Origin of the sequence: Streptomyces sp. NPDC089799, assembly GCF_040684755.1 — a bacterium.
Lineage (GTDB): Bacteria > Actinomycetota > Actinomycetes > Streptomycetales > Streptomycetaceae > Streptomyces.
Genome location: NZ_JBFBGR010000017.1, coordinates 77,808 through 100,399, shown reverse-complemented (window position 1 = coordinate 100,399; position 22,592 = coordinate 77,808). Strand labels below are relative to the sequence as shown.

The window sequence follows — 22,592 nt, the reverse complement described above, 5'->3', positions numbered from 1 at the left end:
AGGCCCGTCAGGCGCCGATGAGCTTGGTGAACTTCTCCTCGTACGCCGTCTCTTCCTCGGCGGTCAGGGAGCGGAAGGCGTGCGACTTCGCGGCCATGGCCTTGTCCGGGACGATCAGGGTGTTGTCCGCGAGCGCGGGGTCGATCTTGGCGAGCTCGTCCTTGACCCCCTCGACGGGGCAGACGTAGCTGATGTACGCGGCCAGCTGTGCGGCGACCGGGAGCTCGTAGTAGTGGTCGATGAGCTTCTCGGCGTTGGCCTTGTGCCGGGCCTTGGCCGGGACCAGCAGGTTGTCGCTGGAGGTGATGTAGCCGGCGGCCGGGATCGCGTACTGGATGTCGGGGTTGTCGGCCTGCAGCTGGATGATGTCGCCGGCCCAGGCCAGACAGGCGGCGATGTCGCCCTTGTCCAGGTCGGAGGTGTAGTCGTTGCCGGTGAAGCGGCGTATCTGCTTCTTGTCGACGCCCTTCTGGAGCCGGCCGATGGCGGCGTCGTAGTCGGCGGTGGTGAAGCTGCCCGGGTCCTTGCCCATGTCGAGGAGGGTCATGCCGACCGTGTCGCGCATCTCGGTGAGGAAGCCGACCCGCCCCTTGAGGGAGGGGTCGTCCAGGAGCTGGGTGACCGAGTCGACCTTCCTCCCGCCGGTCGCCTTGGTGTTGTAGGCGATGACGGTGGAGATGCCGGTCCACGGGTAGCTGTAGACGCGGCCCGGGTCCCAGTCGGGGCTGCGGAACTGCGGGGACAGGTTCGCGAAGGCGTGCGGGAGGTGGGCGGCGTCGAGCTTCTGCGCCCAGCCGAGCCGGATCATGCGCGAGGCCAGCCAGTCGGTGACCACGATCAGGTCGCGGCCGGTGTCCTGGCCGGCCGCGAGCTGCGGCCTGATCTTCCCGAAGAACTCGACGTTGTCGTTGATGTCCTCGGTGTACTTGACCTTGATCCCGGTGCGCTTGGTGAACTCGGCGAGGGTGGGGCGGGTCTTCTCGTCCTCGCTGATGTCCATGTACTCGGTCCAGTTGGAGAAGTTGAGCTCCTTCTCCCGGTCCGAGTGGTCCTCGGAGGCCTGCGCGCCCGGGCCCTCCCGCTTGGCGGGCGGGATCCCGCACGAGGTCAGGGCGGCCAGGCCGCCGAGGGTGAGCGCCCCGACTCCGGAGGCGCGCAGCAGCGAGCGGCGGGTGAGGGCGCCGCGTCCGCTCGTCAGACTGCGCCGCATCGCGGCGAGTTGCGCCGCCGAGAGGCGGTCGGGCTCGTACTGCTCCATGCGCTGATGGCCTTTCGGGAGGTGTGCCACCGCTGGTCGGGCGGTGAGGAGGGTGCTATCGGTCCCCGAAGATCGTGCGGTGCCAGTCCTTGGCCGCCACCGCGGTGTTGTCGTACATCACGTGCTTGATCTGCGTGTACTCCTCGAACGAATAGGAGGACATGTCCTTGCCGAAGCCGCTGGCCTTGTATCCGCCGTGCGGCATCTCGCTGATGATCGGGATGTGGTCGTTGACCCAGACGCAGCCGGCCTTGAGCTCGCGGGTGGCGCGGCCGGCCCGGTAGACGTCGCGGCTCCAGGCGGAGGCGGCGAGGCCGTAGGGGGTGTCGTTGGCCAGGGCGATGCCCTCGTCGTCGGTGTCGAAGGGCAGCACCGCGAGCACCGGGCCGAAGATCTCCGCCTGCACCACCTCGCTGTCCTGCGGCGCGTCCGCGATCAGGGTGGGGCGGTAGTACGCGCCGTCGGCCAGCTCGCCGCCGGGGATCTCCCCGCCGGTGACCACGGTGGCGTACGTCCGGGCCCGCTCGACGAAGCCGGCCACCCGGTCGCGCTGGGCGTGGGAGACCAGCGGGCCGAGGTCGGTGCCGGGGGCGAAGGGGTCGCCCAGGCGGACGGTGTCCATCAGCTCGGCCACCCTGGCGGTGAAGGCGTCGTACAGCGGGCGCTGGACGTAGGCGCGGGTGGCGGCGGTGCAGTCCTGGCCGGTGTTGATCAGGGAGGCGGCGACCGCGCCGTGCGCGGCGGCCTCCACGTCGGCGTCGTCGAAGACCAGGAAGGGGGCCTTGCCGCCGAGCTCCAGGTGGAGCCGCTTGACGGTGGTGGTGGCGATCTCCGCGACCCGCTTGCCGACGGCGGTGGAGCCGGTGAAGGAGGTCATCACCACGTCCGGGTGGCCCACCAGGTGCTCCCCGGCGTCCCGTCCGGCCCCGGTGACGATGTTGATCACACCGTCGGGAATGCCCGCCTCCGTGGCCGCCCGGGCGAACATCAGCGAGGTGAGCGGGGTGAGCTCGGCGGGCTTGAGCACGATGGTGTTGCCCGCGGCGACGGCCGGGAGGATCTTCCAGGCGGCCATCTGGAGGGGGTAGTTCCAGGGGGCGATGGAGCCGATGACGCCGATCGGCTCGCGCCGTACGTAGGAGGTGTGGTCGCCGGAGTACTCGCCGGCGGCCTGGCCCTGGAGGTGCCGGGCGGCGCCGGCGAAGAACGCGGTGTTGTCGATCGTGCCCGGCACGTCGAACTCCGTGGAGAGCTTGAGCGGCTTGCCGCACTGCACGGACTCGGCGTACGCGAAGTCCTCGGCCTGCTCGGCGAGGACCGCCGCCAGCCGGTGCAGGGCGTCGGAACGCTCCCCGGGAGTGGCCGCGGCCCAGGCGGGGAAGGCCCGCTTGGCGGCCGCGACGGCCAGGTCCACGTCGGCGGTGCCCGCCAGCTCGTAGTCGAGGACGCCCTCCCCGGTTGCGGGATTGACGACGGTGTGTGACCGTCCGGAGGTACCGGGCCGCAGTCGGCCGTCGATGTACTGCGCGCCCTCTGCGAAGCGGTCCTTGATCTGGAAGCGGTTGCCCATCACGCTCTCCGTAGCTCCAGCTCGAATTGAAGGCCGATCCTGACAGAGCCGTTCGACTCCGCCAAGTGATTCCGTTGTTGCCTTTTGATTACGCGACGGAATCGGTCGACCATGTGTCGAGACAGGCCGCAAATCCCGTACGAAGTGTCAGTGGCGGCTGCCAGACTGGCGTGCATGGAGATGATCGAGGCGCTGATCGGGCAGGTCAGCCGGGGTGAACGGGTCAAGTATCTGCCCTTCTGGGGGCACCGCCCGCGACCGGACGGATCGCTCGGCCCGAGCTGTCTCAGCCAGTGGTGGCCTTCGCCCTTCACGGTGGGTGACGTCGAGTACGCGACGGCGGAGCACTGGATGATGGCCGGGAAGGCGCGGTTGTTCGGCGACGCCGAAGCGGAACGCGCGGTGCTGTCCTCGCCCACCCCCGCAGAGGCCAAGAAGGCGGGCCGGCTGGTGCGCGGCTTCGACGACGCGGTCTGGGAGCGGGAGCGGTTCGCGATCGTGGTCGAGGGCAGCGTGCACAAGTTCGCTTCCTCGCCCGAGCTGACCGGATACCTGCTGGGCACCGGTGAGCGGGTGCTGGTCGAGGCGAGCCCGCTGGACCGGATCTGGGGCATCGGACTGGGCGCCGACGACCAGCGTGCGCTGGACCCGGCCCGCTGGAGCGGGCTGAACCTGCTGGGCTTCGCGCTGATGGAGGCACGGGACCGGCTGCGCTCGGGCGAGGGCCTGGTCTGACGGGGACGGCGGGCGGGGCGGGCAAGGCCGGCGGCGCGTAAATGGCTGGCGGGCGGTTCCGGTGCCTGCCTAGGGTGACGGCGCGACCGCACCTCCCGGTGCGCCCGGTGGCGGCTACTTCCTTCCGAAAAGCACGACCAAGTGACGCCGCCGCCTCTTCTGATCTCGGGGGGTGCGGGCGCTTCATGCCGCCGTCCGGGGCGCCGGGGCCGCCCTCCCGGGGTCACCATCCCGGGGTCACCATCCCGGGGTCACCATCCCGGGGTCACCATCCCGGGGTCACCATCCCGGGTTGATCTTCCCGGCTCCGCCCTCCGGTCCTGCCCGTGCGCAGCCCGCCGGCCGACGGCTTTCCGTGTTCCGTTTCCATGGGTCCCGGGGGGATTCACTGCCTCGCTCCGCGCAGCGCGTGTCCAAGATCTGGTCCGAGATGCTCGTGTCCCCGCACATCGCGGCGGCCGCGCGCACCCTGCCCGTCCCGACGGCCCACCACCGCCCGCCGGGTCTGTTGACCCACGCACGCGGCCCGGGCTTCGCCCGGGAGCCCCGGGAGGAGCTCTTCCTGCTGGCCGTGGCCAACTTCGCCGGGCAGCAGACCTTCTACGAGGACGGCGGGGACCGCGACGACCGGTACGTCCGCCTGGTCGGCCGGCTCGCCGTCGAGGACCCGGTGTGGACCGCCGGTCTGCTGCGCTGGCTCCGCGGTGAGGCCCAGGTGCGCACGGCGTCCCTCACCGGTGCGGCCGCGTTCGTCCGGGCCCGCCTCGACGCGGGGGCGAGCGACGGTCCGTCGAACCGGTCCGTGATCGACTCGGTGCTCCTGCGCGCCGACGAGCCCGGCGAGCTGCTCGCCCACTGGATCTCCCGGTACGGGCGGAAGGTGCCCCAGCCCGTGAAGCGGGGCGTCGCCGACGCCGTGCGGCGGCTGTACTCCTCCCGGTCGCTGCTCAAGTACGACGCCGTCTCGAAGGAGTTCCGTTTCGGGGACGTGCTGAACCTGGTGCACGCCTCGCCCGACCCGGCCAAACCCTGGCAGGGCGGGCTGTTCCGGTACGCCCTGGACCGCCGCCACCGGCCGGAACGGGCGGTCCCGCCGGCTTCCGACCGGCTCCTGACCGCGCACCGGGCGCTGCTGGACCTGCCGCCGGACGAACGGCGGGCCGTGGTGACCGGGGCGGACGGACCGGAGCGGCTGGCCGGGGCCGGGATGACCTGGGAGGCACTGGCCGGATGGCTCCAGGGGCCCGTGGACGCGGCCGTGTGGGAGGCGGTGATCCCCTCGATGGGGCCCATGGCACTGCTGCGGAACCTGCGGAACTTCGACGGGGCGGGCGTGTCGGACGAGGTGGCGGCGGGGGTCGCCGCCCGGCTCGCCGACCCCGCAGAGGTGGCCCGCTCCCGGCAGTTCCCCTTCCGGTACCTCGCCGCCCACCGGCACGCGCCGTCACCGCGCTGGGCGGAGCCGCTGGAACGGGCCCTGGGCCACGCGCTCGCCAACGTCCCGGCCCTGCCCGGCCGGACCCTGGTCCTGGTGGACCGGTCCGATTCGATGTTCTGGGACACCCTGTCCGACCGGTCCCGGCTGACCCGGGCCGACGCCGCGGCCGTGTTCGGCACCGCGCTGGCGATGCGTGCCGAGCAGGCGGACCTGGTGGAGTTCGGCTGGAGCAGCGCGGAGGTGCCGTTCCGGGCCGGGGAACCGGTGCTCCAGGTGCTGAAACGGTTCCGCAGTCTGGGCGGCACGTACACCACGAAGGCCGTCCGCACCCACTACCGGGGCCACGACCGGGTCCTGATCGTCACCGACGAGCAGGCCGCACCGGACCACCCGCGCGGCGTGGCCGAGCCGGTCCCGGCGGACGTTCCGGTCTACACCTGGAACCTGGCGGGGTACCTGCCGGCCCACGGCCGTTCGGGACGCCGCCGGTACACCTTCGGCGGTCTGGCCGACGCCGCGTTCCGGATGGTCCCGCTCATCGAGGCCGGCCGGTCCGCCGACTGGCCCTGGACGGACTGAGCGGCGTACGCGCCCCGTCCGCGGGCCGCGAACGGCTCAGGTGCGGTGCAGCACCCGGGAGGTCGAGGCGGGCGGCGGCGTGTAGTCGTAGCCGTCGTCGTCCTGCGCGTCCTTCACCGCGGTGATCACGATGAAGGTGGCCAGCACGCCGCCGATGACGATCCCGACGGCGCCGAGGATGATGCCGGCCAGCGCCACTCCCCCGTTGTCCGCCTCGCCCCGGGTGACCCGGCCCCGTCCCAGCACACCGAAGATGACCGCCGCGATGCCGATGGCCACGGCGACGAAGCTCATGCAGAACAGCACCGCGGAGATGATGCCGAGCACCAGCGCGGTGATCCCGAAGCCGTTCCTCATCTGGGAGCCGTACGGCGGGTAACCGGCCTGTCCGGGATACCCCGGGTGGCCCGGATATCCCGGGTACACGGTCTGCGCCGGCTGGGCGGGCTGCCCGCCCGTGTGGCTCGGGTAGCCGTAACTTCCTGCGCCCGCGGGCGGGTACCCGTACGGCGCGCCGGCCTGCTGCGGTGCTCCGGACCCGGGGACCGGCCCGGCGGCGGGCTGCCGGCCCTCGACCGGCGGGAGCCCGTCCGCTCCGGGCATGCCGATGATCGTCGGCTGGTCGTGGACCGAGGGCGTGCCGGGCGCGCCGCCCGGACCGCCCTGCGGAGCGCCCCCGCCGCCCGCGGGCTGCTCCGGCGGCGCCCACGGGTCCCTGGACTCAGGGCTCTGACCGGTCATGTGGATCCCCCCTCTGGTACCCGGCCATGCTACGGGCTGCCGCCGACAGCGCCCCCGGTCCGCCTACGATGAGCCTTTGCCCGTCCGGCCCCGCCGCCCGCACCCGAGAGGCCCGTCATGACCGAGCTGCTCCCCTTCATCGAGGGGCTGCCCAAGGCCGAACTCCACGTCCACCACGTCGGTTCCGCCTCCCCCCGCATCGTGGCGGAGCTCGCCGCCCGGCACCCCGACTCCAAGGTCCCCACCGACCCCGAGGCGCTGGCCGACTACTTCACCTTCACCGACTTCGCGCACTTCATCGACGTCTACCTGTCGGTGGTGGACCTGGTCCGCACCCCCGAGGACGTACGGCTGCTGACCTACGAGGTCGCCCGTGACATGGCCCGGCAGAACATCCGTTACGCCGAACTCACCATCACGCCCTACTCCTCCACCCGCCGCGGCATCGAGGAGCGGGCCTTCATGGCCGCCATCGAGGACGCCCGCAAGGCCGCCGAGGCCGAACTCGGCGTGATCCTGCGCTGGTGCTTCGACATCCCCGGCGAGGCCGGGTTGGAGGCCGCCGCCGAGACCGCGCGGCTCGCCGTCGACCTGCGCCCCGAGGGCCTGGTCTCCTTCGGCCTGGGCGGTCCCGAGATCGGCGTGCCGCGCCCGCAGTTCAAGCCGTACTTCGACCGGGCCCGGGCGGCCGGACTGCACAGCGTCCCGCACGCGGGCGAGACCACCGGCCCGGAGACCATCTGGGACGCGATCAACGAGCTGGGCGCCGAGCGCATCGGCCACGGCACCAGCGCCACCCGGGACCCCGCCCTGCTGAAGTACCTGGCCGAGCACCGGATCGCGCTGGAGGTCTGCCCGACCTCCAACATCGCCACCCGCGCCGTCACCGACCTGGACCGGCACCCGGTGAAGGAGATGGTCGAGGCGGGCGTGCCGGTCACGATCAACAGCGACGACCCGCCGATGTTCGGCACCGACCTGAACAACGAGTACGCGGTCGCGGCCCGGCTGCTGGAGCTGGACGAGCGCGGCCTGGCGGCCCTCGCGAAGAACGCCGTCGAGGCGTCCTTCCTCGACCCGGCCGGCAAGGCGGCGCTGATCGCGGAGATCGACACGTACACCGAGGCGTGGCTCACCCGCTGACCCGTTGACCCGGTGCCGACAATGGGATCATGCACACCCTGACGGCCGTCGGCCACCGCGGCGATCCCTACCGGTTCCGTGAGAACACCCTCGACTCGGTCCGCTCCGCGTTCGCGCGCGGAGCGGACGCCGTCGAGGTCGACGTAAGGCTGACCCGGGACGGCGTCCCGGTGCTGCTGCACGACGCCTCCCTGGCCCGGCTGTGGCGGGCGGACGTCCTGCTGGGCACGATGACCGCCGCGCAGCTGCGCGAACTCACCGGCGGCGGGGTGCCGACCCTGCACGACACCCTGCTCGCCGCCGGCCCGGGCCGGCTCATGCTCGACCTGCCGGGCGCCTCCGGGGAGGACGTGCGGAAGGTGGTGGACGTGGTGCGCGAGTGCGGCGCCGGGGACCGGACGTACTACTGCGCGGGGCCGAACACGATGCTCGCCGTCCGCGCCGCCGATCCCGCCGCGGAGATCGCCCTGACCTGGACCACGCTCAGCCCGCCGCGCCGGGTGCTGCTCGACGCGGTACGGCCGGCCTGGCTCAACTACCGCTTCGCGCTGGTGGGCCGGGAACTGACGGACGCCCTGCACGCGGACGGGCTGAAGGTGTCGGCCTGGACCGCGGACACCCGGTGGGCGATGCGCGGGCTCATCGCGGCCGGCGTCGACTCGATCACCACCAACCGGCCCGGACTGCTGGCCGAGGTCAGGGCCCGGTCCGGCCGGTGACCGGGATACGGACCCTGCAGGACCGGGTGCGCCGGGCGGACCCCCGGCTGGTGGACCTGGCGCTGACCCTGCTGGTGCAGCTCGCCGTCACCATGCCCTTCGTACTGCCGAGGGAGCCGGAGGTGCCACCGGCGACCTGGAGCACGTACGCGTTCACCACGCTCGGAGTGGTGCCGCTGGTGTGGCGGAGCCGGGCGCCGGTCCTCGCACTGGTGCTGATCCTGGCCATCGGCGGAGCGTACCGGCTGTACGTCGACGGGCCGGGGCAGCCGCTGCCGTACGCCGGGCTGATCGCCTTCTACACGGTGGCGCTGCGGTGCACCGGCCTGGTGCGGGCGGGGGTGGGCGCCGGGACGGGGGTGGTGCTGGCCGTGTCGGTGGGGCTGAACACCGGGACGGCCCGCGAGCTGTTCTTCACCGGGTTCTGCGCCACGGCCGCCTACGCCCTGGGGCGGCTGCAGTACACCCGGCAGGCGTACACGGCAGCCGTGGAGGACCGGGCGGCCCAGCTGGAGCGGGCCAACCGGATCGAGGCACAGCAGGCGGCTGCCCGCGAACGGGCCCGCATCGCGCGGGAGATGCACGACATCCTCTCGCACGCGGTGAGCATCATGATCGTCCAGGCGGAGGCAGGACCGGTGGCGGTGCGGCGGGCTCCGGAACGGGCCGAGGCCGCCTTCGACGCCATCGCCGAGACGGGGCGGGAGGCCATGGCCCAACTGCGCACCATGCTCGGGGTGCTGCGTGAGGACGGCCCGGCGCCGCGCGAGCCGCAGCCGGGCATCGCCGGGCTGCCCGCACTGCTGGACCGGGTGCGGAGGGGCGGTCTGGAGGTGGCGTACGAGCGGTGCGGTGCGGAGCGCCCGCTGCCGGGGACGGTGGAGGCGACTGTGTACCGGGTGGTGCAGGAAGGGCTGACCAACGTGGTCAAGCACGCGGACGCGACCCGGGTGACGGTCCGGCTGGACTACGGGGGCGGGAACGGGGAAGGCGACCTGACCGTCACGGTGACGGACGACGGGCGGGGGCCCGGCGGGACTGCCGGTGGGGGTGCCGACAGGAGTTCGGGCGGGCACGGGCTGATCGGGGTCCGGGAGCGGGCCGCGGCCCACGGCGGGACCGCCTGGTCGGGGGCGGGGGACGGAGGCCGCGGCTTCCGGCTGGGCGTCCGGCTTGTAACCTCGCCGCAGGGGGTGGCCGGATGACGATCCGTGTGGTGGTGGCCGACGACCAGGAGCTGGTGCGCAGCGGTTTCGCGCTGATCCTGGACGTGCAGAAGGACATCGAGGTCGTGGCGGAGGTCGGCGACGGCGCCGCCGCGGTGGCGGCGGTCCGCGAACTGGCGCCGGACGTGGCCCTGCTGGACATCCGGATGCCTGAGCTGGACGGGATCGAGGCGTGCCGCCGGATCAGCGCGGAGAGCGCCTGCCGGACCGTGATGCTGACGACCTTCGACGCCGACGAGTACGTGTACGAGGCGCTGCACGCGGGGGCCAGCGGCTTCCTGCTGAAGGACGTGCGGCGGGACGATCTGGTGCACGCGGTGCGGGTGGTGGCGGCAGGCGAGTCGCTGCTGGCGCCGTCGGTGGCGCGGCGGCTGATCGAGGAGTACACGGCAGCGACGGCCCGGCAGCCGGCCGTTCCCCCGGCGGCCGCGGACCGGCTTGAGGTGCTGACGGCGCGGGAGCGGGAGACGCTGCTGCACCTGGGACGGGGGCTGTCGAATGCGGAGATCGCCGCGGCGCTGGTGGTGAGCGAGCACACGGTGAAGTCGCACGTGGGGAACGTGCTGGCGAAGCTGGGGCTGCGAGACCGGATCCAGGCGGTGATCTGCGCGTACGAGACGGGCCTGATCGCGGCGGGTACTCCCTCCGGGGAGTGAGTGGACGGCGTGTCGCCTCCCTCTGGCCGGTGAGTTGTCGTACCGGATAAGACCCCTCTCTGTGGTGATCCTCAACCACCCCCCTGACCTGCAGCATTGAGTCATCGAGGGCCGCAGTGGCCCGGTGAGGTCAGAGGGGGATCCCATCATGAAGGCTCGTAGGCGCACGCTGATCGCCGCCGCTCTGGTCCTGGGCATCGCGTCCGGACCCGTCGTCGCACACGCCGCTCCGGCCCCGGGCCCGGTCTCGGCGGGGGTCACGGCACCGCTGGTGTCGACCGCGCCGAATGCCGCGGCGCTGGAGCGGGCGATCGCCGGTCTCGGGGCGCAGAACAAGGACGCGACGGCCGCGCTGGTCCGGGTGGGCGGTACGAGCGGGAGCTGGCGGGGCAGTTCCGGTGTCGCGGACATCATCACCGGCCGGGAGGCCACTCCGCGGGGGCGGTTCCGGGCCGGGTCGGTGACCAAGACCTTCACTTCTGCCGTGGTGCTCCAGCTGGCGGCCGAGGGCCGGGTGGATCTGGACCGGCCGGTCCGGTGGTACCTGCCCGGGACGGTCCCCGACGCTTACGGCACGGTCACCGTGCGGCAGTTGCTCAACCACACCAGCGGAATTCCGGCGGCCGACGGCCCGGGCGACTCCTTCGAGGCGCAGTGGGAGCACCGCTTCGATGTGACCGACCCGCACGATCAGCTGGCCAACGCCTTGGCGAAGAAGCCGGAGTTCACCCCGGGATCGGCCCAGCACTATCTGAACATCAACTACACGGTGCTGGGCGTGCTCATCGAGAAGGTGACGGGGACTTCGTACGAGAATGCGGTCGCCCGGCGGATCCTGAAGCCGCTGGGTCTGCACCAGACTTCCTTCCCGGCTCGGAAGCAGACGAAGATCCACGGTCCGCACAACCGGGGCTACCAGGCGATCGAGAAGGCTGACGGTTCCCGGGAGCTGCGGGATGTGACGGAGTGGAACTCCTCGGACCGGTGGGCGGCGGGGGACATCATCTCGACCACTGCCGATCTGGAGCGGTTCACGATCGCCCTGTTCAGCGGGCAGATCGTCCCGAAGGCCCAGCTGGAGGAGATGTTCACGGTGCCCGCCGTGAAGAACTTCACCAACGGGAAGGACGCCACGCTGACGGCGGGTCTGTCCAGGATCGTCCTGCCCGACGGCACGGTGGCGTGGGGCAAGTCGGGCGGCCGGCACGGCTACAACACCGCGATAGGCGCGACCCGCGACCTCTCCCGCACGCTGGTCTACTCGGTCAACTCCACCAACGCGAAGGGCGAGGACATGAACCCGGTGGCGTTCGGCATCGTGATGGCCGCCTTCGCGAAGTAGCCCCGCGGCGGGGCCTCGGGCTACGCGGGCATCGCCTCAAGGCGCTTGATCATGCGACGCAGGACCAGCAGCGGGATCACTCCGAAGACCCCGAAGGACATGTCGATGACGCTCCACCAGAAGGGGATCCCGCGGATCGGTCCGCAGATCAGGGCCAGCGGGATGATGCCGGCGCAGGCGATCATGCCGGCTTCGACGATCCAGATGTTGCGGACCGGGTCGCGGTGGACGCCGTAGAAGAAGACGGCGATGACCAGGTGGGCGAAGGCGAGCCAGTCGGTGCCGTAGAGGAGGAAGGGGTACTCGGCATCGGCCCGCTCCAGCCCGTCACCGACCCGCCGGAGCCACTCGTTTTCCATCAGGGCGTTGGCCCAGCGGAGTTCGCTCACCAGGGGGAAGGCGGTGAGTCCGCTCAGCACCAGGCAGACGAGGAACAGGACCAGCCAGGCGCGTATGCGCCGCTCAAGGGCGTTTCTCTCGCTCACGGAAGGAAGCGTACACCTGGAATTGAACACGTTCAGCCAAAATGCTGAACGCGTTCAAGTGAGCGGGGCGGGCCACGGGCGGGCGGGGGTCAGAGACCGACGATCGCGTTCCAGCGCTTGGCGAGGGTCCGCCGCTCGGCCGCGGAGATGTCGCGGGCCACCGCGAGCCGCTTGCGCATGTCCTCGTCGGGGAAGATCAGCGGATTCTCGGCCAGTTCGGCGGTCTCCTTGTCCTCCGCGGCCGCCAGCACCTCGCGAGCGGCGGGGACCGGGCACACGTAGTTGACCGAGGCGGCGAGCTCGGCGGCGACCTCCGGGTCGTAGTAGTGGTCGATCAGGGCCTCCGCATTGACCTTGTGGCGGGCCAGGTTGGGGATCAGGAGGCTCTCCGCCCAGAGCTCGGCACCCTCCTCGGGGATCACGAACTCGATGTCGGGGTTGTCGGCCTGGAGCTGGATGGCGTCACCGGAGTACGCCTGACAGGCCAGCACGTCCCCCTTGCTCAGATCGGAGGTGTAGTCGTTGCCGGTGAAGCGCCGGATGTGCTTCTTCTTCACCAGCTGCTCCACCTGGTCGCAGACCCGGTGGAAGTCCGCCTCGGTCCAGCGGGTGACGTCCACGCCGTTGCCCTGCATGAGCAGGGCGAAGGACTCGTCCAGACCGGAGAAGAGGGTGACCTTGCCGGCCAGGTCCGGCTGCCAGAGGTCCTTGACGGAGCGGATCTCGCGGCCGAGCGCCTTGCGGTTGTAGGCGATGCCGGTGATCCCGGACTGCCAGGGAACGGTGTGCAGCCGGCCCTCGTCGAAGGCGGGTGAGCGCAGCTGCGGGTCGAGGTTCCGTGCCACGTTGGACTGGCCGGAGCGGTCCATCCTCTGCGCCCAGCCGAGGTGGACGAACCGGGCTGCCATCCAGTCGCTGACCACCACCAGGTCGTGGCCGGTCTCCTGGTGGTTCATCAGGGCCGGGCCGACCTTGCCGAAGAACTCGTCGTTGTCGTTGATCTCCTCGGTGTACCGGACGGCGATCCCGGTCCGTTCGGAGAAGGACTCCAGCGTCGGCCGCTTCGTCTCGTCCTCTTCGTCGGTGTCGATGTAGAGGGGCCAGTTGGAGAAGGAGACGCTCTTGTCCCGGCCGGACCGGTCCGGTCCGCCCCGGCGGCCCTCGGGGACGTACGCGGCGGGAACACCGCAGCCGGCGAGGGCGGACACCAGGCCGGCGGCACCGAGGCCGCGCAGCACCGAGCGGCGGGTGAAGGGGAGTTCTGGCATGGCCCAAGACTCGGGGAACGCCGAAGGGCGGGCAATAGACACTCTGTCTACTGCCCGCCCCCTGGGGACTCAGCTGTGATCAGTCGGGTGATCGGTCATCCGGCCACCCGGCCGGCCGGGTGACGGGTCAGCCGTCGAGCGAGGTCATCACGTGCTTGATGCGGGTGTAGTCCTCGAAGCCGTAGGCGGAGAGGTCCTTGCCGTAGCCGGACTTCTTGTAACCGCCGTGCGGCATCTCGGCGACCAGCGGGATGTGGGTGTTGATCCACACGCAGCCGAAGTCGAGGTTCTTGGACATGCGCATCGCGCGGCCGTGGTCCTTGGTCCAGACCGAGGAGGCGAGGGCGAACTCGACGTCGTTCGCGTACTGCAGCGCCTGGGCCTCGTCGGTGAAGGACTGGACGGTGATGACCGGGCCGAAGACCTCGTTCTGGATGATCTCGTCGTCCTGCTTGAGGCCGGAGACCACGGTCGGGGCGTAGAAGTAGCCCTTGTCGCCGACCTGGTGGCCGCCCGCCTCGACCTTGGCGTGGGCGGGGAGGCGCTCGATGAAGCCCGCGACCTGCTTGAGCTGGTTGGGGTTGTTCAGCGGGCCGTACAGCACGTCCTCGTCGTCCGGCTGGCCGGTCTTGGTGTCGGTGGCGGCCTTGGCCAGCGCCGTCACGAACTCGTCGTGGATGGACTCGTGGACGAGCACGCGGGTCGCGGCCGTGCAGTCCTGGCCGGCGTTGAAGTAGCCCGCCACGGCGATGTCCTCGACGGCCTTGGCGATGTCGGCGTCCTCGAACACCACGACCGGGGCCTTGCCGCCGAGCTCCAGGTGGACGCGCTTGACGTCCTTGGAGGCGCTCTCGGCGACCTGCATGCCGGCCCGCACCGAGCCGGTGATGGAGGCCATCGCCGGGACGGAGTGCTCGACCATGGCCTTGCCGGTCTCGCGGTCACCGCAGATGACGTTGAAGACGCCCTTGGGCAGGACCGAGTCGATGATCTCGGCCATCAGGACGGTGGAGGCCGGGGTGGTGTCCGAGGGCTTGAGCACCACGGTGTTGCCCGCGGCGATGGCCGGCGCGAACTTCCACACGGCCATCATCATCGGGTAGTTCCACGGGGCGACCTGGGCGCAGACACCGACCGGCTCACGGCGGATGATCGAGGTCATCCCGTCCATGTACTCGCCGGCCGAGCGGCCTTCGAGCATGCGCGCGGCACCCGCGAAGAAGCGGATCTGGTCGACCATGGGCGGCAGCTCTTCGCTGGCGGTGAGGCCCAGCGGCTTGCCGGTGTTCTCGGACTCGGCGGCGACGAGCTCCTCGGCGCGCGCCTCGAAGGCGTCCGCGATCTTCAGCAGCGCCTTCTGGCGCTCGGCGGGCGTGGTGTCGCGCCAGCCCGGGAAGGCCGCCGCGGCGGCGGCCATGGCGGCGTCCACATCAGCCTGGCCGGACAGCGGGGCGGTCGCGTACACCTCGCCGGTGGCGGGGTTGACCACCTCGGTGGTCCGCCCGTCGGCGGCGTCCTTGAACTCCCCGCCGATGTAGTTGCGCAGACGACGCAGTTCGGTGGTCACTACACCCACACTCCTGATCAATGTCCAACGGTTGAGACAACTCCCCCAGCCTAGCCTCTCGGGCGACGCTTTCGACAGGGCAGGACACGAGGAACTACGAAATCAGTGAGATTCACTCCGATGGACAACGGATTTCATTGAATCCGGGTTGCGGAACAGACGACTCCTCGTGCACAGTGAGGCCGTGGTCAGTCGAAGCGCAGATTCCAGGAACAGACAACCGTCCCCTTCGGTCGATGCTGTGTCCCTGGCGATCATCGAGCAACTGCAGGAGGACGGCCGACGTCCGTACGCAGCCATCGGCAAGGCCGTGGGCCTGTCCGAGGCAGCCGTGCGCCAGCGCGTGCAGAAGCTGCTCGACCAGGGCGTCATGCAGATCGTCGCCGTCACCGACCCGCTCACCGTGGGCCTCCGACGGCAGGCGATGGTCGGGATCCATGTCGAGGGCGACCTCGACCCGGTGGCCGACGCACTGACCTCGATGGCCGAATGCGAGTACGTGGTGATGACCGCGGGCTCGTTCGACCTGATGGTGGAAATCGTCTGCGAGGACGACGACCACCTGCTGGAAACGATCAACAAGCGGATCCGCACGCTCCCCGGCGTGCGATCTACCGAGAGCTTCGTTTACCTGAAGCTCAAGAAGCAGACCTACATGTGGGGAACTCGATAGCCCGTGAGCCAGGACCTCTCCAAAACTGCGTACGACCACCTGTGGATGCACTTCACCCGCATGTCGTCGTACGAGAACGCGCCCGTCCCCACCATCGTGCGGGGTGAGGGCACCTACATCTTCGACGACAAGGGCAAGCGCTACCTGGACGGTCTCGCCGGACTGTTCGTGGTGAACGCCGGTCACGGCCGCAAGGAACTGGCCGAGGTCGCCTACAAGCAGGCCCAGGAGCTCGCGTTCTTCCCCGTGTGGTCGTACGCGCACCCCAAGGCCGTCGAGCTCGCCGAGCGCCTGGCGGACTACGCCCCCGGTGACCTGAACAAGGTCTTCTTCACCACCGGTGGCGGCGAGGCCGTCGAGACCGCCTGGAAGCTCGCCAAGCAGTACTACAAGCTGCAGGGCAAGCACACGAAGTACAAGGTCATCTCGCGTGCGGTCGCCTACCACGGCACCCCGCAGGGCGCCCTGTCCATCACCGGCCTGCCGGCCCTGAAGGCCCCCTTCGAGCCGCTGGTCCCCGGTGCCCACAAGGTCCCGAACACCAACATCTACCGCGCCCCGATCCACGGCGACGACCCCGAGGCCTTCGGCCGCTGGGCCGCCGACCAGATCGAGCAGCAGATCCTCTTCGAGGGCCCCGACACCGTCGCCGCGGTCTTCCTGGAGCCGGTGCAGAACGCCGGTGGCTGCTTCCCGCCGCCGCCCGGGTACTTCCAGCGGGTCCGCGAGATCTGCGACCAGTACGACGTGCTGCTCGTCTCCGACGAGACGATCTGCGCCTTCGGCCGACTCGGCACGATGTTCGCCTGTGACAAGTTCGGCTACGTGCCGGACATGATCACCTGCGCCAAGGGCATGACCTCGGGCTACTCCCCGATCGGCGCCTGCATCGTCTCGGACCGCATCGCCGAGCCGTTCTACAAGGGCGACAACACCTTCCTGCACGGCTACACCTTCGGTGGCCACCCGGTGTCCTCGGCGGTCGCGATCGCCAACCTCGACATCTTCGACAAGGAAGGCCTGAACCAGCACGTGCTGGACCAGGAGGGCAACTTCTTCAACACCCTGAAGAAGCTGCACGACCTGCCGATCGTCGGTGACGTCCGCGGCAACGGCTTCTTCTACGGCATCGAGCTCGTGAAGGACAAGAACACCAAGGAGTCCTTCACGGACGAGGAGACCGAGCGCGTGCTCTACGGCTTCCTCTCCAAGGCGCTCTTCGACAACGGCCTCTACTGCCGTGCCGACGACCGCGGTGACCCGGTCATCCAGCTGGCCCCGCCGCTGATCGCCGACCAGGGCACCTTCGACGAGATCGAAGGCATCCTGCGCTCGGTGCTCACCGAGGCGTGGACCAAGCTCTAGCCAGAGCGAGCTCCGGTCAGGGACCGTACTGACCGGAGTCCGGCGCCCCGGGCAGAGCCCTCGGCCGTCCGGCGCCACACAGGGCCCGGATCCTCCGTTCGAGTGGGAACGGCAGGGTCCGGGCCCTGTGCTGTGGGCACTCGGGCCGATTGTCGGATTGGATGACGTTACGGCGCCAGTGACCGAACGGGCTCCGCTTCGTTCCCCCGGACGGAGGTGTACGCCATGGTGGCTCCCCCGGACAACGATGTGCTCTGGGCACGGTCCCTGCACTACTCCCACGACGGTTCGCCCGGACTCATCGGCGTCTCGGCGAGCGTCCGCGAAGGCGAGATCCTCGCCGTCACCGGACCCCGAGGGTCCGGCAAGACCACTCTGCTGCGCTGCCTCTCCGGACAGCTCCGCCCCGACCAGGGCGAGGTCTGGTTCAACAGCGTGCCCGTGCACACCATGGGCGACCTCACCCGGGAACGGCTGCGCCGCGACCGGTTCGGCTGGATCGGCCCCGAGCCGCACCTGATGCCCGAACTGAACGTCTGGGAGAACGCGGCCCTGCCCCTGCTCCTCTCCGGGGCACCGCACCGCACCGCCAAGCGGACCGCCATGGACTGGCTGGAACGCCTCGACCTCGGCGCCTTCGCCCGCAAACGCCCGCGCGCCCTGACCCGGGCCGAGTGCCAGCGCGTCGCCCTCGCCCGCGCCCTGGTCAACGAGCCCGCGGTGATCTTCGCCGACGAGCCCACCGCACCGCTGCACCGGGCCGAGCACGCGCTGCTGCTGCGCACCCTGGCCACGGCCGCCCGGTCGCACTCCATCACGGTGCTGCTCGCCACCCACGACCCCGCCCTCGCGGACACCGCCGACCGCCGGCTGGCCCTGCTGGACGGCCGCCCCGCCACGGCCGCACCGCAGCCGCCCGACCGCCCCGACGCACCGGAAGGCCGCCCCGAGTGCTCGCTCTCCGCCTGACCAGGGGCTCCGGCCCACTGCTCCAGCTGCGCCGCCTGCTGGTCGCCGCCGCCTCCGCCGGCACCGGATACCTCCTGCTGTGCGTCCTCGCCGACGCCGCGGCGGCCACCGGCCCGGCCGAGGCTGCCGTATCGTTCCCTCGCCTGCTGTGGACCCTGGTGCCGCTCGCCCTCACCGTGCAGCTGGCCGTCGCCGTGGCCCGTACCGACCCGGCGTCCCGGCCCCCCGAGGGACTGACCGCCGCCGGACTGGGCCCCGTACGGACCGCCCTGATCGCGGCCGTGTCCACCTCCGTGGCCTGCACCCTGGGCAGTGCGGTCGCCCTCGCCCTGTTCCTGCACCTGCGCGGCGACCTCAGCGGACTGCCCTTCGACGGGGCCGGATCCGCGACCCTGCACGCGGGCCTGCCGCTGCCGGTGGCCGGCGCCCTCACCCTGCTGGCCCTGACCCCGCTGACCGCGTCCGCCGCCGTCACCCTCGCGCTGCGTCCGCACACCCCCCGAACCCCGCAGGCCCGGCTCCCCTGGGGGGTCGCGCTCACCGCCTGCGGACTCGCCACCCAGGCCTACGCCGGCCCGGGCACCGCCGGCATCCTGGCCGGCTGGTCGCTCACCGCCCTCGGGCTGGCCCTCGCCGGGCCCGGCCTGACGTACGCGTGCGGGACCGCGGTGCAGGCCGCCCGCCCCGGCGCGCTGCGCCTGCTGGCCGGACGCGCGCTCCAGGAGGAGGCCGGCCGTGTCGGCGGCCCGCTCGGGGTGACCTGCGCGGTGACCGCCGCCGGGCTCACCGCCCTGGCCCTGGCCGGGACCGGCGGGACACCGGTGCCGCTGGGCCCGCTGACCGGCCCGGCCGCCGCCCTGGTCGCCGCGTGCGCGGCGGCCTCCCTGGCCACCGCCGCCGTGGAGGTCCGGCAGGCACGGGCGCAGGCCCGGCAGACCCTGCTGGACCTGGGCACCCCGGTCCGGGTGCTGCGTACGGCGGCCACCGTGCGGGCCGCCGCGCTGCTGGCCCTGTGCCTGCCGCTCAGCTGGGGCGTGGCCCAGCTGACCACGATGGCCCTGAGCCGCTGACCCGCGGGGCACGCCCACGCCCGAACCGCTGAACCACTGATCCACTGAACCGCTGATCCACGGGTCACACCCGAGCGGAGGCAACTCCGGAGCCCGTTCAGCCGTCTGGCAGAGGTACGCACCACTGCCAGACGTGAACGGAGCCACCGTGCTCATAGGCTTGCTGACCGCTGTCGCGGCGTCCCTCTGCTACGGCACCGGATCCGTGCTCCAGGCGGTGGGGTCCCGCCGTGCCGCCCGCGAGGACCCCGCCGCCGCAGGAGTCACCGCGCACGGCGGACCCAACCTGACCTCCACCGCCAAAGCCGCGATGACCTGGGAGTTCATCCTCGGCACGGTGCTGGACTTCGTCGGCTTCGGACTGGGCGCACTGGCCGCCCGGCTGCTCCCGCTGTTCCTGTCCCAGACCGTCATCAGCGCGAACCTGGTCGTCACGGCGGTGCTGAGCGTCAGGATGCTCGGGATCCGGCTGAGCCGGCGGGAGTGGACCTCTATCGCCACCGTGTGCCTGTCCCTGGTGCTGCTGGCCACCGCAGCCGGTCACGAGGGCAGCGGCCACACCGGCCGGGCCACGCACTGGTGGCTGCTCGCGGTGACCGTCCTCATCATCGTGGGCGGCACGGTGGCCGTACGGTTCCTGGGCGCGCGGGCCGCCGTCCTCGCCGGCCTGCTCTCCGGCCTGGCCTTCGGCGCCCTCGGCGTGGGCGTCCGGATCCTCGACGGCGTCGACCCGTTCCGGCTCGGCACGCTGCTCGCCGATCCCGCGCTGTACGCGATCGTGGTGGCCGGCGCGGGAGGCATGTACCTGCACACGGTCGCCCTGCAGATCGGTTCGGTGAACGGAGCGACGGCCGCCCTGGTCGTCGGCGAGACGGTCCTGCCGGGCGCGATCGGCGTCCTCTGGCTGGGCGACGCCTCCCGCCCCGGCCTGGCCTGGCTCGCCGTGGCGGGCTTCGTCCTGGCCGTGACCGGAGCCGTGGCAGTGGCCTGGTTCGGCAGCCACGACGCCCCGGCCGAACAGCCGGAACCGGCCCCGGTCCCGGTGCCGTAGGCCCTCGACGGGCCCACCCCGCGGGCCTACTCCGCCGGAAGGACCACCACGTCCGACGGGGCGAAGGTCACCGAGACCGAGGCACCGACCTCGGGGGCCTCCGCCAGCTCGCACTCCGCCTCCAGCCCCGGACCGGAGTGCGGGCGGAGGGCCACCGCCACATGGGTGCCGCGGAACGTCCGGGACTCCACCACGCAGTCCAGGCCGGAGGGGGACAGCAGGACGCCACCCGGCCGGACCAGCAGCCGGCACTCCCCCGCCGGGGCGTCCGCCGGAACCGGTACCCGCCCCCACGGGGTGGCCGCCATGCCGTCCGACACGGTCGCCGGGACCACGTTCTCGAAGCCCAGGAAGCGGGCGACGAACTCCGAGGCAGGACGCTGCCAGACCTCCAGCGGGGTACCCGCCTGGGCGATCCGCCCGTCGCGCATCACCACCACCCGGTCGGCGAGCGCGAACGCCTCGCCCTGGTCGTGGGTCACGGCCAGGACGGTGGTGCCCAGCCGGGAAAAGAGGGCGCGGAGTTCCACGACCAGCCGTTCCCGCAGTCCGCGGTCGAGCTGGCCGAGCGGTTCGTCCAGCATCAGCAGGCGCGGGGACGGGGCCAGCGCGCGCGCCAGCGCGACACGCTGCTGCTCGCCGCCCGAGAGCGAGGCCACGGCCCGGCGCTCCGCCCCCGGCAGACCGACCAGGTCGAGGAGTTCGGCGACCCGCGGCCCGTACGACGCCTTCGGGGATCCGGCCATCCGCAGGCCGAAGGCGACGTTGCCGCCCACGTCCCGGTGCGGGAACAGCTGGTGGTCCTGGAACATCAGGCCCACCCCGCGCCGGTGCACCGGCACTCCGGCCTGGTCGGCGCCGCCGAGCCGGACCCGGCCGGCGGAGACGGGCTGGAGTCCGGCGATCACCCGCAGCAGGGTGGACTTGCCGCTGCCGCTCGGGCCGAGGACGCAGACGATCTCGTGCTCGGCGACGTCGAGGCGGACGTCCTCCACCACGGCGCGTTCGCCGAAGCGGACGGTGACGTCCTCGATCTCCAGCAGTCCGGCCCCCGCCGTGGCGGACTTCCCGGGCTGTGCTCGCATCAGAATTCTCCGGAGGTCTTGTCGGGCCGCAGCCGCTCCAGCACCAGCAGCGACGCCGCGCACACCAGCATCAGGATGGTGCTCAGGGCCATGGCCTGGCCGTAGTTGAGCTCACCGGCCCGGCCCAGCAGCCGGGCCACCGCCACCGGCAGCGTCGGATGGTCCGGCCGGGCGATGAACACGGTCGCCCCGAACTCGCCCAGGGAGACCGCGAAGGCGAATCCGGCCGCGATGAGCAGGGCCCGGCGTACGAGCGGCAGGTCGACCTCCCGCCAGGCCCGGAAGGGGGACGCGCCCAGCACCGCGGCGGCCTCGCGCAGCCGCGCGTCCACCGCCCGCAGCACCGGCAGCATGGTCCGTACGACGAAGGGCACGCCCACCAGGGCCTGCGCCAGCGGCACCAGGATCCAGGAGGTCCGCAGGTCCAGCGGAGGTTCGTCCAGGGTGATCAGGAAGCCGAAGCCGACCGTCACCGCGGACACGCCGAGCGGGAGCATCAGCAGGGCGTCGAAGCCGCGTACGAACCGGCCGGCGCGCCGGGTGAGGGCGGCCGCGGCGAGACCGCCGATGAGCAGGGCGATCGCGGTGGCGGCCAGGGCGTACCGGAGGGAGTTCCAGACGGCCTCCAGCGGGGCCACCACGAAGGTGCCGGTCGAGCCGGCGTCCTGGAGGGCGCGGTAGAAGCCGAGGCCGTAGCCGCCGGAGGTGTCGAAGGAACGTTCCACCAGGACGCCCAGCGGCAGCACGATCAGCAGGGCCACCGTCAGCAGCACTCCGCCCAGCAGCGCCCACTGGCCGGCGCCGCGCGGCCGGTGCGCCGTACCGGACGGGTCGACCAGGCGGAGCGCGGTCTCCCGGCGGCGGACCGTACGGGCGTGGACCGCCAGGATCAGGGCCATCGCGGTGAACTGGATCATCGTCAGGACCGCGGCCGTCGGCAGGTCCAGCAGCTGGGCGGTCTGCCGGTAGACCTCCACCTCCAGGGTGGCGTACGCGGGTCCGCCGAGGATCTGGACGACGCCGAAGGAGCTGAAGGTGAAGAGGAAGACCATCAGGGCGGCGGCGGCCACCGCCGGGGCCAGCGCGGGCAGGGTCACCCGCCGCCAGGCGGCGAACCGGCCCGCTCCCAGCACCCGGGCGGCCTCCTCCTGGCGCGGGTCGAGCTGGGCCCACAGTCCGCCGACGGTCCGGACGACCACGGCGTAGTTGAAGAAGACGTGCGCGAGGAGGATCGCCCAGACGGTGGTGTCCAGGCGGAAGCCCCACAGCTCGTCGGTCAGGCCGTTGCGGCCGACCAGGGCCAGGAAGGCGGTGCCGACAACCACGGTCGGCAGCACGAACGGGACGGTGACCACCGCCCGCAGCACTTCCTTGCCCGGGAAGGAGAACCGGGCGAAGACGTATGCGGCGGGCAGCGCGATCAGCAGGGTGAGCACGGTGGAGACGACGGCCTGCCAGGTGGTGAACCAGAGCACGTCGGCGATGTCGGGCCGGCCCAGCACCTCCGCGATGCGGCCGAACTGCCACCCCTCGTCGGTCTTGAGGCCGCGCCCGACGATCGAGGCGACGGGCCAGGCGAAGAACACCGCGAAGAAGGCGACGGGCAGGGCCAGCAGGCCGAGCCGGAGCAGGGTGCCCCGGCGGGCGGCCGC

Annotated in this window: 20 protein-coding genes; 12 read left to right on the top strand and 8 right to left on the bottom strand. The window is 71.7% G+C overall.

Features of this window, described 5'->3' with window-relative positions:
* Positions 1–7: 7 nt before the first annotated feature.
* Entirely contained in the window at positions 8–1,258 is a 1,251-nt protein-coding gene (locus AB0O36_RS20260) for a spermidine/putrescine ABC transporter substrate-binding protein (protein ID WP_365112056.1), read from the bottom strand.
* 55 nt (positions 1,259–1,313) lie between these two features.
* On the bottom strand, positions 1,314–2,828 hold the full coding sequence (locus AB0O36_RS20255; protein WP_365112053.1) for a gamma-aminobutyraldehyde dehydrogenase: 1,515 nt from the start codon (positions 2,826–2,828) through the stop codon (positions 1,314–1,316).
* A 174-nt stretch (positions 2,829–3,002) separates the two neighbouring features.
* On the opposite strand from AB0O36_RS20255, the gene AB0O36_RS20250 reads away from it, so the two are divergent.
* Both AB0O36_RS20250 and AB0O36_RS20245 read left to right on the top strand, forming a co-directional pair.
* Positions 3,003–3,563, top strand: a complete 561-nt coding sequence (locus AB0O36_RS20250; RefSeq protein WP_365112050.1) for an NADAR family protein — start codon at positions 3,003–3,005, stop codon at positions 3,561–3,563.
* Between the two features lie 430 nt (positions 3,564–3,993).
* Complete coding sequence (locus tag AB0O36_RS20245; protein WP_365112224.1) at positions 3,994–5,580, top strand: TROVE domain-containing protein; 1,587 nt, start codon at positions 3,994–3,996, stop codon at positions 5,578–5,580.
* A gap of 36 nt (positions 5,581–5,616) precedes the next feature.
* Here the strand turns inward: AB0O36_RS20245 and AB0O36_RS20240 are convergent, their stop codons facing one another.
* On the bottom strand, positions 5,617–6,321 hold the full coding sequence (locus AB0O36_RS20240) for a DUF4190 domain-containing protein (protein WP_365112047.1): 705 nt from the start codon (positions 6,319–6,321) through the stop codon (positions 5,617–5,619).
* A 117-nt stretch (positions 6,322–6,438) separates the two neighbouring features.
* Between AB0O36_RS20240 and AB0O36_RS20235 the strand changes: the two genes are divergently transcribed.
* From AB0O36_RS20235 to AB0O36_RS20215, 5 genes are all read left to right on the top strand, one after another.
* Complete coding sequence (locus AB0O36_RS20235) at positions 6,439–7,464, top strand: adenosine deaminase (RefSeq protein WP_365112044.1); 1,026 nt, start codon at positions 6,439–6,441, stop codon at positions 7,462–7,464.
* 29 nt (positions 7,465–7,493) lie between these two features.
* Entirely contained in the window at positions 7,494–8,183 is a 690-nt protein-coding gene (locus tag AB0O36_RS20230) for a glycerophosphodiester phosphodiesterase (RefSeq protein ID WP_365112041.1), read from the top strand.
* A 92-nt stretch (positions 8,184–8,275) separates the two neighbouring features.
* A complete protein-coding gene (locus AB0O36_RS20225) occupies positions 8,276–9,388 on the top strand; it encodes a histidine kinase (protein WP_365112221.1) in 1,113 nt (370 codons plus the stop codon).
* Complete coding sequence (locus AB0O36_RS20220) at positions 9,385–10,065, top strand: response regulator transcription factor (RefSeq protein ID WP_365112038.1); 681 nt, start codon at positions 9,385–9,387, stop codon at positions 10,063–10,065. Before AB0O36_RS20225 ends, AB0O36_RS20220 begins: the two co-directional genes overlap by 4 nt.
* A 148-nt stretch (positions 10,066–10,213) precedes the next feature.
* Complete coding sequence (locus AB0O36_RS20215) at positions 10,214–11,407, top strand: serine hydrolase domain-containing protein (RefSeq protein ID WP_365112035.1); 1,194 nt, start codon at positions 10,214–10,216, stop codon at positions 11,405–11,407.
* Positions 11,408–11,427: 20 nt separating this feature from the next.
* Here AB0O36_RS20215 and AB0O36_RS20210 read toward each other — a convergent pair whose 3' ends face one another.
* From AB0O36_RS20210 to AB0O36_RS20200, 3 genes are all read right to left on the bottom strand, one after another.
* Positions 11,428–11,892 carry a hypothetical protein gene (locus tag AB0O36_RS20210; protein ID WP_365112032.1) on the bottom strand — a complete coding sequence of 155 codons (465 nt, stop codon included), beginning with the start codon at positions 11,890–11,892 and terminating at the stop codon, positions 11,428–11,430.
* 89 nt (positions 11,893–11,981) lie between these two features.
* Positions 11,982–13,160 carry an extracellular solute-binding protein gene (locus AB0O36_RS20205; protein ID WP_365112029.1) on the bottom strand — a complete coding sequence of 393 codons (1,179 nt, stop codon included), beginning with the start codon at positions 13,158–13,160 and terminating at the stop codon, positions 11,982–11,984.
* A 127-nt stretch (positions 13,161–13,287) separates the two neighbouring features.
* The gene (locus AB0O36_RS20200) at positions 13,288–14,727 is read right to left on the bottom strand and encodes a gamma-aminobutyraldehyde dehydrogenase (protein ID WP_365112026.1); all 1,440 of its coding nucleotides are present in this window, start codon (positions 14,725–14,727) and stop codon (positions 13,288–13,290) included.
* Positions 14,728–14,896: 169 nt separating this feature from the next.
* Here AB0O36_RS20200 and AB0O36_RS20195 point away from each other — a divergent pair, with 169 nt between their 5' ends.
* From AB0O36_RS20195 to AB0O36_RS20175, 5 genes are all read left to right on the top strand, one after another.
* The gene (locus AB0O36_RS20195) at positions 14,897–15,400 is read left to right on the top strand and encodes an Lrp/AsnC family transcriptional regulator (RefSeq protein WP_365112021.1); all 504 of its coding nucleotides are present in this window, start codon (positions 14,897–14,899) and stop codon (positions 15,398–15,400) included.
* A 3-nt stretch (positions 15,401–15,403) separates the two neighbouring features.
* Positions 15,404–16,765: an aspartate aminotransferase family protein gene (locus AB0O36_RS20190; RefSeq protein ID WP_365112017.1), complete on the top strand. Its 1,362-nt coding sequence runs from the start codon at positions 15,404–15,406 to the stop codon at positions 16,763–16,765.
* 225 nt (positions 16,766–16,990) lie between these two features.
* The gene (locus tag AB0O36_RS20185) at positions 16,991–17,734 is read left to right on the top strand and encodes an ATP-binding cassette domain-containing protein (protein ID WP_365112015.1); all 744 of its coding nucleotides are present in this window, start codon (positions 16,991–16,993) and stop codon (positions 17,732–17,734) included.
* A complete protein-coding gene (locus AB0O36_RS20180) occupies positions 17,716–18,804 on the top strand; it encodes a hypothetical protein (RefSeq protein ID WP_365112012.1) in 1,089 nt (362 codons plus the stop codon). Before AB0O36_RS20185 ends, AB0O36_RS20180 begins: the two co-directional genes overlap by 19 nt.
* 148 nt (positions 18,805–18,952) lie before the next feature.
* Complete coding sequence (locus AB0O36_RS20175) at positions 18,953–19,855, top strand: hypothetical protein (protein WP_365112009.1); 903 nt, start codon at positions 18,953–18,955, stop codon at positions 19,853–19,855.
* Positions 19,856–19,881: 26 nt separating this feature from the next.
* Here the strand turns inward: AB0O36_RS20175 and AB0O36_RS20170 are convergent, their stop codons facing one another.
* Positions 19,882–20,940, bottom strand: a complete 1,059-nt coding sequence (locus tag AB0O36_RS20170; RefSeq protein WP_365112006.1) for an ABC transporter ATP-binding protein — start codon at positions 20,938–20,940, stop codon at positions 19,882–19,884.
* Positions 20,940–22,553, bottom strand: a complete 1,614-nt coding sequence (locus tag AB0O36_RS20165; RefSeq protein WP_365112218.1) for an iron ABC transporter permease — start codon at positions 22,551–22,553, stop codon at positions 20,940–20,942. The genes AB0O36_RS20170 and AB0O36_RS20165 overlap by 1 nt, the downstream gene beginning before the upstream one ends.
* Positions 22,554–22,592 lie beyond the last annotated feature (39 nt).